The organism is Salinimicrobium marinum (assembly GCF_014651535.1).
Classification (GTDB): domain Bacteria; phylum Bacteroidota; class Bacteroidia; order Flavobacteriales; family Flavobacteriaceae; genus Salinimicrobium; species Salinimicrobium marinum.
The window spans coordinates 243,068-259,642 of record NZ_BMXB01000002.1 but is presented as its reverse complement, the minus strand read 5'-3'; the positions used below and the strand labels follow the sequence as shown (position 1 = coordinate 259,642).

Sequence of the window (16,575 nt, the reverse complement as noted above, 5' to 3'; positions counted from 1 at the left end):
ACTATAAGGCAATACAGGGATTCAGTTTTATCTTCCGTTTTCTCCCGGAAAGCGAATATAATCTGGAGCCAGACTTCTTTGTGGTGCTTCAGCTTCCTCTTCTTCTTCTCGTACAGCATTAAATTCCCCTTCGGTAATTTTTCTGATAAGCTCTTTGAAAGTGTTGAAATCTACCTGATAAGCAAGCCCTACCCCCTGAGTAAATCCAAGCTCTTCGCCAAAATACTGGATGTTGTTTTCCCGGTTAAAGATCTTTGCGCGTAAATTACCGTCCTCATTCAGCAAAAATTCAATCTCAATATTTCCAACGATCACGGTCTCTGTAACTCCGCCGACGGGCACACCTACCTGCCCATTGATCAACACCCGTTCACTTATTTGTGTAGAAAGGGTTACTCCAAACCTGTCAGCTGTGGTTTGTTCAGGAGTACGGGCGCCCTGTTCATAATTAAGGCCTACCTGGAAGACTCCGCTGTCATCAGACAATAAGCTGTTGAAAAATCCCGATGCACTTTCAAAAAGGTTTCCGGCTACGGCAGTTCCGCTGTTTCCCGCCAGTACATTTGGTGTATAAAACTGGCCCAGGGTAATTAAGGAAAAAGCCTGGATATCTTTTGTAGTTACAGTTTCGATCCTGTATTCCAGTTCTGAGCTCACTGCAGAGGTCGCACTGGGAAATTCCAGATCAAAAGTAAAATCTGGCTGCAGAAGCTCTCCCTGCAAGTTTATAACCACATCTACAGGAATCCTGCGACTAATGGAAGGATTCTCAAGAATAATGGCTGGATTGGCATTAGCTTCATACACAGCGCTAATATTAAGATCGGCCTGGGCAGGGTTTCCACTCCAGTTGATACTACCACCCGGCCGCACATCAAACCGCTTTTGAAGTGCCCCATAATTGAAAATATATACCCCGTTATTGGCAATAAAATCACCCCACATATTAAATTTTCCCAGGGTATTGATCTCTATCAGCAAAGTACCTGCGCCCTGTCCTCTTAAAATACTCCCGCTTAGATCCAACTCTACCAGGGCATCATTTGTCACATCTAGATCAAAATTCAGTTCCAGCCCTTTCACTTCCTGCAGCTCTATCTCTTCTCCAGCCAGTCTCGCTGCCTTTTCTTCGGGACTTAAAAAATGGATGAAAGAATTATCTCCTATTGTTTCTGTATCTGAAATCGGGATTTTAAACACGGTTCCACTTTCGGTGGTGGCGATCACGTCAATTACAAGCTCATCTGTAGGGCCATAAATAGATGCATTACCACTTATAAAAGCAGTCCCATAGTAAAGAGCATCTTCAGAATATTCGGTGTCCAGGACCAGCAGGCGATTGGTGGAAATATTCAATCCAAGATTCCAACGGGAGAAATTTTGATGCGAAATGCTTCCATCAAGTACTCCTGTAGTTCCGAATTTAGTATCGGTTACAGGGATCTCTTCAAAATTAAATTGTTGTTCTGAAAGATTTACCACGGCATTTTCTTCAAAATCCAGATCTACATTCAGATACGGAACTCGCAGCCCGGCTTCATTTAAAGTTAGACTTCCTGAAATATCAGGATTCTTATAATTTCCGGTTACATCTGCATTTCCTGAAACCAATCCACGAATGTTATCTATGGCCACCCCTCCCAAAGGACTAAAAGCCGAGAGATCAAAATTCCGAAGGGAAACATCGAGATTAATTTCTGGAGTCTCACTGTCTACAGCAATTTCCCCGATGGCAGTTAACGACTCGAGCCCCTCATTTCTCAGGGTTGCATTGACGTTGTAAAAGGTAAGATCACGGTTTCCCATCACATCAAGCAGTAAATTTCCCATTCTCTGCTCATTGATCTCCAGGTCCCGAATAGTCAAAGAAGTATTGGGATAATACGCGCCGTTTTGCTGAAGGAGATTAAGGCTTCCGTTGACGATCCCGCCCATGGAAAGACTATCAATATCTGGGGTGATCTTGCCTAAATTGACCCGATCGAACTGCATCCGGATATCTTTATAAGTCGAATCCCGCAGCTGTCCGTTTAATCGTATCTCTTCATCCTGATGACTTAGCACCAGTGAATCTATCCTCACATTCTGGAAACCATCCTGAAGAATTACCCTATTGGATTTGTTGTTGTATTCATTCAAAAACCAGACACTTTCCTTGAATTTTATATCGGACTTCTGGATACCAACTACCGAATTATTATCTTCATTGATGGTGTGATAAAGGTTTAAATTGAAAACATCATCATCTTTGGGACCACCCCGAAATTCCGATCGCACGAACAGCGTATCATTCATGGTCACATTGATCATGTTAAAATCTGATAGATTGTAAATACTGGTTGCTACGCTGTCTACTTCAATAAACGTATTGAAAAGAGGGTTGGTGTTATCTACCTGGACATTCACCTGCTCCAGCATGTTGTTAAACGCCCTGATCTCAGGAGACCTGAAGGTTAACCTGAAATCTGATTCATCAGATTCTACCCTACCTCTAATAAAAGTGTTGGGAGCCAGCGTAATCTCCGGAAAAAACACTTCAACTATTTTATTATAGATATCGAAATCAAATTCCAGGTATTGATTGGTAGTAAGTTTATTTGGCTGATAATTGGTGTAAAGACTTCCCACTGCATTCTCAAAAAGAGCCTGCACCTGATTAACATCGAAAATACCTTCAATACTTCCGCTAATTACATCGGGTGAATTGACCTCAATGGTCCTAACCGGGCCTTCAAAACTGGAGGTGACCTGTAAATCATCAAAATAATAAAGATCGTTCTCATTTTGATAAGAAGTATTCATTAGAAGGATCCTTCCCGCTGCATTGTTAAGGTTGGTTCCTGTCATATTTGTGATAATATCACCTTTAAAAACCGCTACACTATCCCTTTTCACAAAATTAAGTGCTGAAAGATCTGCATAGCCTACGGCAGCTTCAAAATCATAGACATTAGTGTCTTCCGAGAAATCTGCGAGTCCGTTAAATTCCAGCTGTAAATTAGGATCCATGGAAACCAGGTTTCCGTTAAAGACAGGAGCTCTGAGGGTGCCTATTACTCTTAGGTGATTGTAATTATAGCCATTAAACCGAAATTTTGAAACCGCTCCCCGTACATCTGCATTCAAAGATTCTGCAGTAAAGCCACTTCCGTCTATATCAATATCGAAAGAAGTTCTTCCTATTACCGGGTTGTTGAGTAACTTTCCAATATTAAAATCTTTGGCTGTAAGGTTTCCATGATAGGTAGCCAGGGCAGAATTTCCGAAGTTACTCATGCTGATATCCACATCTGCATTTCCTAACTGACTATAGAGAAGCACATCGGCATCCAGTGAATTTGCCGTAACCAAAGCATTTCCTACTAACGTGACGCTGCCAAATTCCCTGAGTTCTTTTGGTAAACTTTCTCCCAATAAACCAGGAAGCAGATTTAGGAGGTCATAGTAATTGGTGGAGAATTCCTGCAGATCACCGCGGATGCTGAAAACCCGCTCTTCTTCTGAAGCCATGATATTCTCAATGGCCAGTTCGGCATCTAAAACGCTCCGATCCATCCCTCTTAACCTGAAATCATGCAATCGGAAGTCATTTAAAGTCCCTTCAAGTCTCGTAGTAAAATCAAGTTGCTGTTCATTTCCAAATTCGGCGTAAAACAGCTGAAGGTCATTGGTTGAAATTGAAGCAGTTTCAAAATCTGCAAGAATTTCTACCGTGTCATTAAACTTTCCAAATCCGTTTTCAATATCAAAAATTATATCCCCTGTGATGGCAGATTCTGGAGTTCTTATTTCCAGATTCCGAAGTTCCATGGCTGTTTTGGAATAAGAAAAAGCTGTACTCAGAAAATCAATTTGAAGCCCTCTTTTTTCGAATCCGGACATTTTCTGAATATTGACAGACACATCGGGTCCTGCCACCAGTAAATCTTCGGCATTAGCAAACAGCCTGTCAATCACCAGGACCTCCGGGTTATCCTGATTTTCATTGATATAGCTGTACCAGCCATCAATGATCTCAATTTCCCTAACCGTCAATTGAAAATTTGATTTTTCGGTAGGTTTTTCAGGCTTGAATTTATCCAAAAATATCCCCAGGTTATCCTGATTTTCGCCTTCGTAAATTTTCATGTGCACCTGCAGGTCTTCCAGGATAGTTCCTCCAAACATCGGAGTAACATCCAATAATGCGGAAAGACTTATGATAGAAGTCCTTATCTCTTCCGAAAAAATAAGCGTATCCCTGTGGTGATCCCTTGCTAGTACCTGGTCCAATTCAATTTTACCCGAATACGTCAATTTTACCCTGTTTATGGAAAGATCGACATTGTTCTTTTCATTAATAGAATTTGCAAGACGATTGGCAACAGAAGTCTGAACCGCTGGAATGGAAAATACGATTAGTAAAATGACAAAAAGCAGTAACAGTACAACCACTGTTCTGCCTAATATTTTCCAGAATTTTTTGATACGTTTTTTAGTTTTAACTTTGCGAGCAATATTAACAATTTTCAGGCCTAAAACATAGCAATGGCATCACAAAATATTTATATTCTCGGCATAGAATCCTCCTGTGATGACACGGCCGCAGCGGTATTATATAACGGAAAAATTCTATCTAATGTTGTCGCTACACAGGAAATCCATGAAAAATATGGTGGCGTGGTTCCAGAACTGGCTTCCAGGGCCCATCAACAAAATATTGTTCCGGTAATTCATGAGGCTATAAAACGTGCCGGCATTACAAAGAATGACCTTACTGCCATAGCATTTACCCGCGGCCCAGGCCTTATGGGTTCATTGCTGGTGGGAACTTCTTTTGCAAAATCCATGGCATTGGGGATGGGGATCCCTCTTCTTGATATCAACCATATGCAGGCTCATATCCTGGCACATTTTATTGAAGAAGATGGTTTTAAAACTCCGGAATTTCCTTTTATCTGCCTCACCATTAGCGGCGGACATACCCAAATAGTGAAAGTTTCAGATTACTTTATGATGGAAGTAATTGGAGAAACCATGGATGATGCCGTGGGAGAAGCCTTTGACAAGAGCGCCAAGATCCTTGGCCTTCCCTATCCCGGCGGACCTCTGGTTGACAAATATGCCCAGGCGGGTAATCCCGAAGCTTTTCCCTTTCCGAAACCCAAAGTCGGGGATTTAAATTTCAGTTTCAGCGGATTAAAAACCTCCATTCTGTATTTTATTCAGAAACAGGTGAAAGATAATCCCGATTTCATAAAGGAAAATCTGGAGGATATCTGCGCTTCTATTCAGCATACCATTATTAAGATTTTAATGGATAAGCTGAAAAAAGCGGTGAAACAAACAGGAATCAAACGAATCGCAATTGCGGGGGGGGTCTCTGCCAACAGCGGAATAAGAAACGCCCTAAAAGAAGGAGAGAAAAAGTACGGTTGGGAAACTTTTATTCCGAAATTTGAATATACGACAGATAATGCTGCGATGATCGCCATTGCTGGACATTATAAGTTCCTGGAAAAAGATTTCGCAGATATGACCATCACGGCAAAGGCCAGAATAAAATTTTAAAACTTATGCAGTTATTCTTTCACCCCGAAATTTCTGAAGACTGCCAGCAGGTGACATTTCCACGTGATGAAAGCAAACACATAGTTAAAGTTCTGCGGAAAATAGAAGGGGATATCCTCCATTTAACCAACGGAAAAGGATTTCTTTTCGAAACCGAAATCATTTCTGCAAACCATAACAACTGTAGTGTAAAAATACGCTCTGCAAAAAAGCAGAAACCTGCACCATACCGCCTGCACCTCGCTGTGGCCCCCACAAAAATGAATGATCGCTATGAATGGTTCCTGGAAAAAGCCACTGAAATTGGAGTTCATGAGATTACGCCCATAATTTGTGATCACAGTGAACGAAAAGTAGTGAAATTAAATCGCTATGAAAGAGTCGTTCAAAGTGCTGTAAAACAGTCGCTAAATACGTATTTCCCGATTTTAAATGAAGCCGTTACTTTTTCAGATTTTCTTCAGGAGCAAAAATTAGGTCAGCGTTTTATTGCACATTGCGAGGATGGTGAGCAAAAACAGTCTTTAAAAGGTTCATTGCAGAACAATTCCGAAGTGATCATTTTAATAGGTCCGGAAGGTGATTTTTCTTCCGAAGAGATCAGGAATGCTCTAAAGCATGACTGGAAATCGGTAAGTCTCGGCGAAAGTCGTTTAAGAACAGAAACAGCCGCCATTGTAGCCTGTCATACCGTTGCACTGGCTCATGAAGAATAACAGGATTATTCTTAAAGCTTTTCCTATTTTTACATTTTACAGCAAAATGAAATATTTTCTCCTGTTCGGTTTACTTCTTACCGGTAGCTTCTTTAGCCACGGGCAGGAACTTGCTGTTTTAAAATATGACGGTGGCGGAGACTGGTATAGCAATCCCACCTCCCTTCCAAACCTCATTAGTTTCTGCAACGAAAAACTTCAAACGGTTTTAGAGCCAAAACCACAAACTGTAGAACCCGGTAGTACAGATATCTTTCAATATCCCTTTGTGCACATGACCGGGCATGGAAATGTCTTTTTCAGTGAAGAGGATGCTGCAAACCTTCGTAATTATCTTTTTTCCGGTGGATTTCTGCATATTGATGATAATTACGGCATTAACGAATATATCCGGAGAGAATTGAAAAAAGTTTTTCCCGAAAAAGAACTGACAGAACTTCCTGCCGAACATCCTATTTTTAGTACAGCATTTGCTTTTCCGAAGGGATTGCCAAAGATCCACGAACATGATGGAAAACGCCCACAGGCCTTCGGACTATTTGAAAATGACCGGCTGATGGTCCTTTTTACTTATGAAACAGACCTTGGAAACGGGTGGGAAAACCAGGAAGTCCACAATGATCCTCAGGAAGTACGATTAAAAGCGCTGCAGATGGGAGCAAATATTATTAAATACGTTTTTCAGAATTGAGCCAGCTTTCACATTATGATACCAACTTTAAAGAAAGGAAATTTCCGATTATTTTATTGTTGGACGGTTTAAACAGTCCTGCGAATATTGGAAGTTTATTTCGGCTGTCAGATGCCTTCAACATAGAAAAAATTGTTCTATGTGGCCCAAAACCCGATATGAAAAGCAACAGACTTTTAAGAACGGCACGGTCTACGGTAGAAAAAGTTGAATTTGAAGAACAGGAAAAAACCAGTGTTACATTAAAAAAATACAGGGAGCAGAGTTATACGCTGCTGGCTCTTGAAATCACTGAAGATAGCACCTCTTTGGATAGTTTTCCTTTTAAAGATCATTCGAAAATAGTATTAGTCATTGGAAATGAAAGGACTGGAATAGACAAGGCCATTCTTGATTTAACAGATCACAGGTTACACATCAACATGTTTGGAAAGAACAGCAGTATGAATGTTGCACAGGCTACTGGAATAGCCCTTTATGAAATCACCAAAAGCCTGCCTCACATTTAAATAAAATAATATCTTTACTCCGTGAACGCAAAAGAATTTTCTTACGGTATCCTACGTGCCATTGCAATTTTGCTGGGGGTATTTTTACTGCTGTTCTTTTTATATAAGATTCAGTCGGTAATCATATACATAGCCATTGCTGCGGTGATCTCTTTAATTGGTAGGCCTGCCGTTATTTTCCTAAGGGATAAATTCAGGATCCCTAACAAGATTTCTGTGGTCATAGTTCTCCTGCTGGTTGTAGGAATATTTATTGGTCTCATTGCCATTTTTATTCCGATAGTGGTTGAACAGAGCAAGCATCTTGGTCAAATCGATATGGATGCTTTTACACGCGATCTCAACGAGCTTAATAACCAGATCAATAATTATCTTGGGGTTGAGGAAATCAATATCATTGAAGGGATCAAGCAAACTGAATTTCTCAGAACCTTTGATATCTCGACCATTCCCCGTTATTTAAATAATTTCTTTGGAATTATAGGTGCCGGTTTTATTGGCATTTTTGCCGTCATTTTTATTTCATTTTTCCTTTTAAAGGATTCGAAATTAATGCTAAACAGTATCCTGGTATTCGCCAATAAAGGCCACGAAGATAAATTTCAGAGGGTTTTCAATAAGATCAAGATCTTGTTATCCCGATACTTTGTAGGGCTAACCCTTCAAATAGCAGTCCTTTTTGTATTGTATAGTATATTGCTTTCCATTTTTGAAGTCAATAATCCCATTGCCATTGCCTTTATTTGTGCTTTCCTGAACATAATCCCCTACCTGGGACCGATATTTGCCGGGATCCTGATTTCGCTTTTTGTGATCTCCAGCAATCTTGGAGCCGACTTTCAAACAATCATTTTACCGCAGTTATCTTTTGTAATGGCTGGATATATTGTATGTCAGTTAATAGATAACTTTATCAATCAGCCATTAATCTTTGGAGCCAGCGTACGTTCCCATCCCCTGGAAATTTTCCTTATAATTCTTATTGCAGGATTGGTTTTTGGAATCATGGGAATGGTAATAGCCGTACCACTTTATACCGCCTTAAAAGTGATCGCAAAGGAATCTCTGAGCGAATATAAGATCGTGAAACGACTAACCCGCGACCTTTAGTTGTGAACCGGGCTCTTTTACATAAAAAAGTTCAGGATTTTATTCAGGAAAACTATAAAGAAGATATTTCCAAAATTGTACTGAAGGGAAGTCCTTTTGAAGATGTTACAGTACAGGAGCTGGCGATCCAGCTACACGGTAAAAGAAAAGCAGAAAAAAAACTCCCTACCTGGTTTCATTCAAAGGGAATTATTTATCCGCCAAAACTTAATCTTGAACAAACTTCTTCAGAAAAGACTGCTAAATACAAAGCTTCGCTTATCAATGGAGAAAATCTGCTAGATATAACCGGAGGATTTGGGATTGACAGTTATTTTTTTTCCAAAAATTTTGAGAAGGTAGTGCACTGTGAGTTAGATCCATCTTTATCTGAAGTGGTAGCTCATAATTACTCCCAACAGGAAATTCGCAACGTTGAATTATTTCCCGGGGACGGAATTGAATTTCTTGAGCATACAAACCATTATTTCAGCTGGATTTATATTGATCCTTCCAGGAGAAATGATTCCCGGGAAAGGGTTTTTCACCTTTCGGACTGTTTGCCCAATGTTCCCCAACATCTTGATCTTTTATTCAAGAAAACTTCGGGGATCATGATCAAAACCTCTCCCCTGCTCGATTTACAGGCCGGTCTTTTTGCCTTAAAAAAAGTAGCGGAAATTCACATTATAGCAGTTGACAATGATGTCAAGGAATTATTATGGATCCTTGAGAAAAATGCTTCGGAAACAGTACAGATAAAAACTTTCAACTTTACAAACAAGGGTACTGAAACCTACAATAACATCTTCGGAAATTTTTCAGAAGCGAATTACAGTGAGCCTCTCTCCTACCTTTACGAACCAAATGCTGCTATTATGAAAAGTGGGTTATTTGGTGCTTTAGGTGAAGCATTTGATTTGCCTAAATTGCATTCCAACAGTCATCTTTTTACTTCTGAAAAATTTAAAGAAAATTTCCCCGGAAGAAAATTTGAAATTCTGGAAGTGCTTCCCTTCAACAGAAAAAAGTTAAAAAAGCATCTGAAGATGGATAAAGCAAACATTACTACCCGTAATTTTCCGGAATCGGTAGAAAGATTGCGTCAGCACCTCAAATTGAAAGAAGGAGGAGAACATTACCTTTTTTTCACCACGACAATAAAGGAAGAAAAGATTTGCATTATATGTGCAAAAGCCTAAGATCAGGCCTTTTCCTCCACGGGTAAACCAGCATTAGAAAAGGCTTTTCTTTCGGTTGTGTCATTTTTGCTGCCAAACAATTTTCTAAGAAAATTCCTGGGAGCAATGTATAAAAAGGCCACTCCAACAAACCAAATATTTAAAAGAGTAATTCTTGCGACATCCTGAAACGGCCTGAAATGAGTAACCCTTTCATTTGGATCATAAAGTACTTTTACCGGCAGGTTCTTGACCTCTACACCTTTCCATGCTGCCTTTACGATCACTTCAATTTCCAGTTCAAACCTGGAAGTATAGAGATGAAGAGAATTTACAGCCTTTAAAGGATACAACCTGTATCCACATTGGGTATCTGATAGTTTAATTCCCGTCTCCACCCAAAACCAGAAGGAAGAAAACTTGTTTCCAACGCTACTTTTTTCAGGAACGCTGGGATCATCCATTTTTCTTGACCCTATAACCAGAAGTTCGGGATCTTTAGGCTTCCTGTCCTCTAATGCCTGAAGGAAAACAGAAAGATCATCCGGGAAATGCTGCCCGTCAGAATCCATGGAAATTGCATACTCATAACCGATCTCTGCCGCTATTTTAAATCCGGTTTTTAAAGCATTGCCCTTTCCTTTGTTTTCCGGAATGGAAACTACCCTGACATCATTAAATTCAGATAAAATTTTCTCGGTTGCATCTGTAGAACCATCATTCACCACAATGATGTTTGAAGTGTAAGTTAGCACCTCTAAAATTACCTTTGTAAGGGTATTTTGATTGTTATAGGTAGGAATGAGGACACAGCAATTAAAGCGTTCAAATTGCTCCTGAAATAATGGTTTAGTATGCAAAACGGATTTTTTTTATAAATTTAAAAATTTTCTGCTGAAAATTTCACTTTCTCTCAACAAATCCCGCTCATAACGTAAATTTGACAAGTAAATTTCAACCCCATCCTAAGAAAAATTAATTTACACTAAAATTACCTACAATAATCTGATGCCAAGAAACTTGCAAAATTTCTTTCATTTTTCCTTTTAAAAAATCACAAAAAGGTTTGGAGGTAAGGAGATGAAAACATACATTTGCATCCGCAAAATCATTGCAAAAGTTCATATTTTAACGGAGAGTTGCCAGAGTGGTTAATGGAGCAGTTTGCTAAACTGTCGACGAGCAATTGTCGCGTGAGTTCGAATCTCACACTCTCCGCTATTTTTAATTTCCATAAAGGAATTAAAATTATTGAAATTTACAGCGCAAGCTGTTGTCGCGGGGTGTAGCGTAGCCCGGTTATCGCGCCTGCTTTGGGAGCAGGAGGCCGCAGGTTCGAATCCTGCCACCCCGACGAACCTTATCGTAAAAGGACAAAAAACACTGTTAATCGTATGATTTTCAGTGTTTTTTGTTTTTACTGATATCAATTGATATCATATGATTTCACCCTGTTTAGTGAATGATTCGGTGAATACATTCTTTCCACTATTTCACTACCTTAGAAGAACATTGCGGTTGATTTGACTTTCGTCTTTACAAATTATTGTATCATTTAAAGACGTTTAAAATGCCTGATTTTACTACATTCTCCGTCCTTTTCTTTACAATAAAATTGAACCGGAACATGAAAGATTTATCCCATTACGCAAGGATTACCGTAAATGGAAAATGTTCTGAAATGAGTCTTAAAAGAAAGACTCCAGTGAATGAATGGGACAGTTCCAAAGGAAGACTTAAAGGAACTACTCCCCGGGTTAGAAAATTGAACAGCTATCTGGACCAGGTGTATTCTCAGTTACTGGATACACATAAGAAGCTTTTGGATAGAGATAACCTTATTACCGCTGCAAAGGTCAAAGCTTCTTATGCGGGCTTAGATGAAGATCATAAAACCATTAAAGACATCGTAACCTATCATAATGATAAAATGAAAGAGGTGTTGAAATGGGGAACGCTTAAAAACTACCATACCACTGCCAACTATCTGGAAGAGTTTTTAAAGAAGAAAAAGAAAACCGATAACATTTACCTGAAACATATCAACTACCAATTCATCACGGAGTTTGAAATGTTTCTAAGAGGCTACCGTCCGAAGAAAGCTCGAAAGACCTGTGGCACTAATGGCACGATGAAGCACTTGGAAAGGCTAAAGAAATTGCTGAACCTGGCTATTAAATTAGAATGGCTGGAGAAAAACCCCTTTAAGAGCTATAATTTTAAGTTTGAAAGGAATGATCGGCAATTTTTGACCGAAAGAGAGCTGCATATATTAGAAGAGACGGTCTTTACCAGTGCGTCTCTTGAACGCATAAAGGATATGTTTGTATTCTCCTGCTATTCCGGATTAACTTATATAGAACTAAAAGAACTTACCACCGATAACCTTGTAAAAGGTATGGATGGCAAGGACTGGATTTATACCAAACGGGAAAAGACGCAACAATCTGTAAAAATTCCGCTACTAAATCCTGCGAAGGAAATCATTAAAAAATGTCAGGATCAGCGTGTAAAGGAAACCAAAGAAGTTTTTCCGGTAATTTCCAATCAGAAAACTAAATATATATTACCATCTCTTCTCAAAAATTCGGTGGTGCTTATACTCCCACAACAAAATGTTAGTTCAAATATTACTTACCACATTCCTTTCACTTCGCAAAAGCTACGTTTCAGGAAAAGCGGTACGTTAATATGGTCTTGGACACAAGGCAAAAAGCTATAAAAGCTTTCTATTAAGATCAAGATTTGAAAAAACAATTTCCTCAAGTCCGCTGTTCGAAACCATGAACAAATTTCATTTTCAGAATTTTCACAGTTCCGAAAAGCTTCAAACTTATATCTTTTCGACGTTTAAGGAAATTACAGCTGGTGTAAAAAATCTGTTTATCAGGTAATTATTGTTAACATTCAACACCTGGAAGTCATTCATGAATGATTTAAGAATATACAACCAAGTAAGTTTAATTAAGCCTTACGGTAAACCTCTCGAACTGCCTCTTATTGCTCAATTCAGTTAACATAAACATTAATTAATTGTCAATGAAAAATAAATTCAAAACCGCTTACCACATTTCTTTTCGCTCCGCAAAAGCTTCGTTTCAGGAAAGGCGGTGCGCTAATAATTTCATGGGCACGAGCCAAAAAGATGAGAAATCTCAAATAAAAAATATCAGGAATTAGTTTTTTGGCTCAAGTCCGCTGAAGCTAAATAAGAACATTATTTTCTACTTTAGAAGAATATTTTTCAAAATTCAGCTTACTCCAAATAACTTCAGATGCCTTACCTTATTGATGTGAAAGAAACAGCATTTGAAATTAGCGGCCTGCATAAAGCCGCTCTGCTTCGCGCCGCTTTTATAAGTCTTTCCTAACTTCATATCCTGAAATATTCAGCCATATCAAAAGGTAATGCGTACGGCTCTGAAAGAAGTAAATGAATGGTTCATTAATTCCTATTCATCCTGATCGATAATAACTTTCTATTTAACAGTAAAAGGAAAATGTTTAAGATGAAAAAAGTAAATGCTATTATCTTCTACTAAAAACGATTAGTTTATTTTATAATAAACCTTGATAATCTACTTTAAACCATTGAAACGTATATAGACAACTGGAATTCCAAATATTAATGGTCAACTACATTTTCTGAAATTTCAGTGCCATTTCAATAGATAATCTTTACTTTTGATATCGGCTTTAGGGGTATTCTAATAAGAATTGAGACAGTCCCTTTGAACCTGATTCGGTTAGTACCGGCGTAGGAAAAAGTTATACCACCTTGTCATTCCTAAAAAGGAATAATCCTTCAGCCATTTATTACACCTAAAACTATAAATGATGAAAGAAAATCTCTGGAATAATATTAAGCAACTTAAAAAAGAATCTCCTCTTGTTCATAGCATAACCAACTATGTCGTTATGAACAATACAGCCAATGCTTTATTGGCCGCAGGCGCCTCTCCTATTATGGCTCACGCGCATTCAGAAATGGAGGATATGATGACTATTTGCCAGGCTTTAGTGGTGAATATAGGTACACTGGATGAGTACTGGGTAACGGCAATGAAAAAAGCAGTACACCAGGCTCAGCAACTTGAAAAACCTTGGATTTTAGATCCTGTTGGAGCCGGAGCCACTCCATATCGGGATGAAGTGTTAGCTGAACTACTTCAATTAAATCCTACTATTATTCGAGGCAACGCTTCAGAAATTATGGCATTGGCAAAGCATAACTCCACTCCCACAAAAGGGGTAGATAGTTCTGCTAAAAGTAATGAAGCTGTACTTGCTGCTAAATTTTTAGTAGAAAAGTACCATTGTACCGTATGTATTTCAGGAGCTACTGATATTATTTTAGACCAGGATAAAGAAATCCATCTTTTTAACGGACATGAATTAATGTCAAAAATTACGGGAATGGGTTGTACAGCAACTGCTTTGGTAGCTGCTTTTTCTGCAGTAATTAAAGATAAAGTGGAAGCAGTAACTTCTGCTATGGCATACCTAGGGGTGGTCGGAGAACTTGCTGCAAAAGAAAGTAAAGGGCCGGGAAGTTTACAAATGAATATCTTAGATCAACTTTATGCAATTTCTGAAAAGGCATTTAATTCTACCCTGAATTTGGAAATAAAACGTGGTTAAAAAAGAATTTCCATATCGATTGTACCTGGTTATCTCCGAAGAAGCCTGTGTTCATCATGCTTATTTAAAAGTGGTAGAACAAGCTGTAAAAGGAGGTGTAGATCTCGTTCAACTAAGAGAGAAAAATTCTTGTACAGAAGCCTTTCTTCAAAAGGCCATTCTGATCAAGAATTTATTAGATCAATACCATGTTCCATTAATTATCAACGATCATTTAGAGGTTGCCCAAAAAGTAGAAGCTTTTGGAATACACGTAGGAACGTCTGACATTCCTCCCACGCAAATAAGGAAGAATTGGAAAAAAGTGAATTGTTTAGGCTATTCTATTGAAGATCTTCAACAATTAAATACGCAGGAAACCCATGTGGCAGATTATCTTGGAATAAGCCCAATATTTAATACACCTACCAAAACCGATACAATTATTGAATGGGGATTAATCGGAATTGAAACTATACGTGCTACTACCGATAAACCTTTAGTGGCCATTGGCCAAATGAATGCAGGAAATGCGCAGGAAGTTATCAAAGCCGGTGCCAATTGTATTGCGGTGGTTTCTGCTATTTGTGCAGCTCAAAATCCCGCAAAGGCTGCCGAGCATTTAAGAAACGAAATAGAAAAAGCATGAGTAATAAAAAATATACCTATCCAACAGTACTCACTATTGCCGGTTTTGATGGCAGTGGTGGAGCGGGAATCCAAGCAGATATAAAAACTATTTCTGCCCTGGGTTGCTATGCCACTGCTGTTCTAACCGCTTTGCCCATACAAAACACAACCGGCGTAAAATCTATTTTTAGCATTCCTGAACATATAGTTGGGGATCAAATAGATACTATTTTAGAAGATATTTTCCCAGATTCCTTAAAAATTGGAATGGTTCATTCTTCTAAGTTAGTAGAAATTATAGTAGAAAAATTGAAACGTTACCCTCAAACTCCTATTGTTTTTGATCCGGTAATGGTGGCTACCAGTGGACATCAATTAATTGAAGGTAATACAATACAAACCATTATTCAGCAATTATTTCCTATTTCTGATGTAATCACCCCAAATTTAGATGAGGCAGCTATTTTGGCCGGAATGAAAATAGAATCTATTGAAGAAATGCGAATTGCCGGAAAAAAAATTATGAGACTCGGCTGTAAATCATTGCTTTTAAAGGGCGGACATTTAAAATCGGAAGAGCTTACTTCCCTCTATTTTTCTCCCAACGGAACTATTGAAAGTTTCGAGTTTCCAAAATTTGAAACCAATAATACGCATGGTTCCGGTTGTACACTTTCTTCGGCAATTGCTTCGTATTTGGCGCAAAGAAAATCCTTACCAGAAGCAATAAAGTTTGGCCAGGAATACATTCATCAGGCTATTTATCACGGACAAGATGTGTTAATTGGCAAAGGTAACGGGCCGGTAAATCATTTTTTTAACCCTCAAAAACTAATTAAACATGAAATGGACAGCTAAAGTCTGGAAAGAAATTGAACCTATTTATCGAAAAATAATTGAAATGCCCTTTATTGAAGAGCTTCAAAATGGAACACTTCCGCTAGAGAAATTTCAATTTTACATGGCTCAAGATGCTTTTTACCTTGAAAATTTTGCGCGTAGTTTAGCTTTAATTGGAGCTCGTTCTCAAGATACCTCGCATGCATTGGCTTTTATACGATTTGCTGAGGGGGCTATAGTGGTAGAAAAAGCCTTACATGATTCCTATTTTCAAGAATATGGCCTAACCGAGCGCAGAAGCATTTCCCCTACCACACATCATTATATTCATTTTTTGAAAAGCACCTCGGCATTAGACCAGGTAGAGGTAGCAATGGCAGCAGTTTTACCTTGTTTTTGGATATATAAAGAAGTAGGCGATTACATTTACAAAAATCAAATAAGCGCAAAAAATCCTTACCAAAAATGGATAAATACCTATGCGGGGGAAGAGTTTGAAGAATTAGTCATTAATGCTAAAAATATTTGTGATGAAATTGCTGATAATTGTACTGAATCACAACAAGAACTCATGACTCAGGCCTTTATTTCAGCCAGTAGGTTAGAATTTATGTTTTGGGATAGTGCTTACCGGTTGAATAATTGGGAGTTATAGTGAAGCTTCACCGATTTCAGTCAGGACAATAATGATTTCGATCCCCATATGCAAAAATATGGTTATTTTCCAAATGTACTTCTTCACTTGACCA

The 16,575-nt window shown here is 38.6% G+C and carries 13 protein-coding genes, 2 tRNA genes and 1 riboswitch; of the genes, 13 read left to right on the top strand and 2 right to left on the bottom strand.

The window, feature by feature from the left end; translation table 11 throughout:
- Nucleotides 1–27: 27 nt before the first annotated feature.
- Nucleotides 28–4,434 (bottom strand): translocation/assembly module TamB domain-containing protein, encoded by a 4,407-nt coding sequence (locus tag IE056_RS05140; protein WP_229793661.1) that lies wholly within the window; start codon nt 4,432–4,434, stop codon nt 28–30.
- 93 nt (nt 4,435–4,527) lie between these two features.
- On the opposite strand from IE056_RS05140, the gene tsaD reads away from it, so the two are divergent.
- From tsaD to IE056_RS05110, 6 genes are read left to right on the top strand one after another with little or no spacing between them, the layout of a single operon-like run.
- The gene (gene tsaD / locus IE056_RS05135) at nt 4,528–5,550 is read left to right on the top strand and encodes a tRNA (adenosine(37)-N6)-threonylcarbamoyltransferase complex transferase subunit TsaD (RefSeq protein ID WP_189603612.1); all 1,023 of its coding nucleotides are present in this window, start codon (nt 4,528–4,530) and stop codon (nt 5,548–5,550) included.
- A 5-nt stretch (nt 5,551–5,555) separates the two neighbouring features.
- Complete coding sequence (locus IE056_RS05130; RefSeq protein ID WP_189603611.1) at nt 5,556–6,266, top strand: 16S rRNA (uracil(1498)-N(3))-methyltransferase; 711 nt, start codon at nt 5,556–5,558, stop codon at nt 6,264–6,266.
- A gap of 46 nt (nt 6,267–6,312) precedes the next feature.
- Entirely contained in the window at nt 6,313–6,957 is a 645-nt protein-coding gene (locus IE056_RS05125; RefSeq protein ID WP_189603610.1) for a DUF4159 domain-containing protein, read from the top strand.
- Nucleotides 6,954–7,466 (top strand): TrmH family RNA methyltransferase, encoded by a 513-nt coding sequence (locus tag IE056_RS05120; protein WP_189603609.1) that lies wholly within the window; start codon nt 6,954–6,956, stop codon nt 7,464–7,466. Before IE056_RS05125 ends, IE056_RS05120 begins: the two co-directional genes overlap by 4 nt.
- 21 nt (nt 7,467–7,487) lie before the next feature.
- Nucleotides 7,488–8,576, top strand: a complete 1,089-nt coding sequence (locus tag IE056_RS05115; protein WP_189603608.1) for an AI-2E family transporter — start codon at nt 7,488–7,490, stop codon at nt 8,574–8,576.
- 2 nt (nt 8,577–8,578) lie between these two features.
- Nucleotides 8,579–9,757, top strand: coding sequence for a class I SAM-dependent methyltransferase (locus IE056_RS05110; RefSeq protein WP_189603607.1), 1,179 nt, complete (start codon nt 8,579–8,581; stop codon nt 9,755–9,757).
- Nucleotides 9,758–9,759: 2 nt separating this feature from the next.
- Here IE056_RS05110 and IE056_RS05105 read toward each other — a convergent pair whose 3' ends face one another.
- Nucleotides 9,760–10,596, bottom strand: a complete 837-nt coding sequence (locus tag IE056_RS05105; RefSeq protein WP_189603606.1) for a glycosyltransferase family 2 protein — start codon at nt 10,594–10,596, stop codon at nt 9,760–9,762.
- Nucleotides 10,597–10,869: 273 nt separating this feature from the next.
- Between IE056_RS05105 and IE056_RS05100 the strand changes: the two genes are divergently transcribed.
- The 7 genes from IE056_RS05100 (at nt 10,870) to tenA (ending at nt 16,481) form a co-directional block, all read left to right on the top strand.
- Nucleotides 10,870–10,954: transfer RNA gene (locus IE056_RS05100), tRNA-Ser, on the top strand.
- A 61-nt stretch (nt 10,955–11,015) separates the two neighbouring features.
- Nucleotides 11,016–11,090, top strand: a tRNA-Pro gene (locus IE056_RS05095).
- 273 nt (nt 11,091–11,363) lie between these two features.
- A complete protein-coding gene (locus tag IE056_RS05090; RefSeq protein ID WP_229793660.1) occupies nt 11,364–12,458 on the top strand; it encodes a site-specific integrase in 1,095 nt (364 codons plus the stop codon).
- A gap of 966 nt (nt 12,459–13,424) precedes the next feature.
- Nucleotides 13,425–13,517, top strand: a riboswitch (TPP riboswitch).
- Between the two features lie 56 nt (nt 13,518–13,573).
- Complete coding sequence (gene thiM, locus IE056_RS05085) at nt 13,574–14,377, top strand: hydroxyethylthiazole kinase (protein WP_189603604.1); 804 nt, start codon at nt 13,574–13,576, stop codon at nt 14,375–14,377.
- The gene (gene thiE / locus IE056_RS05080) at nt 14,370–15,005 is read left to right on the top strand and encodes a thiamine phosphate synthase (RefSeq protein ID WP_189603603.1); all 636 of its coding nucleotides are present in this window, start codon (nt 14,370–14,372) and stop codon (nt 15,003–15,005) included. The genes thiM and thiE overlap by 8 nt, the downstream gene beginning before the upstream one ends.
- Nucleotides 15,002–15,844, top strand: coding sequence for a bifunctional hydroxymethylpyrimidine kinase/phosphomethylpyrimidine kinase (gene thiD, locus IE056_RS05075; RefSeq protein ID WP_189603602.1), 843 nt, complete (start codon nt 15,002–15,004; stop codon nt 15,842–15,844). Before thiE ends, thiD begins: the two co-directional genes overlap by 4 nt.
- On the top strand, nt 15,828–16,481 hold the full coding sequence (tenA, locus tag IE056_RS05070) for a thiaminase II (RefSeq protein ID WP_189603601.1): 654 nt from the start codon (nt 15,828–15,830) through the stop codon (nt 16,479–16,481). The genes thiD and tenA overlap by 17 nt, the downstream gene beginning before the upstream one ends.
- The last annotated feature ends 94 nt before the right edge of the window (nt 16,482–16,575 follow it).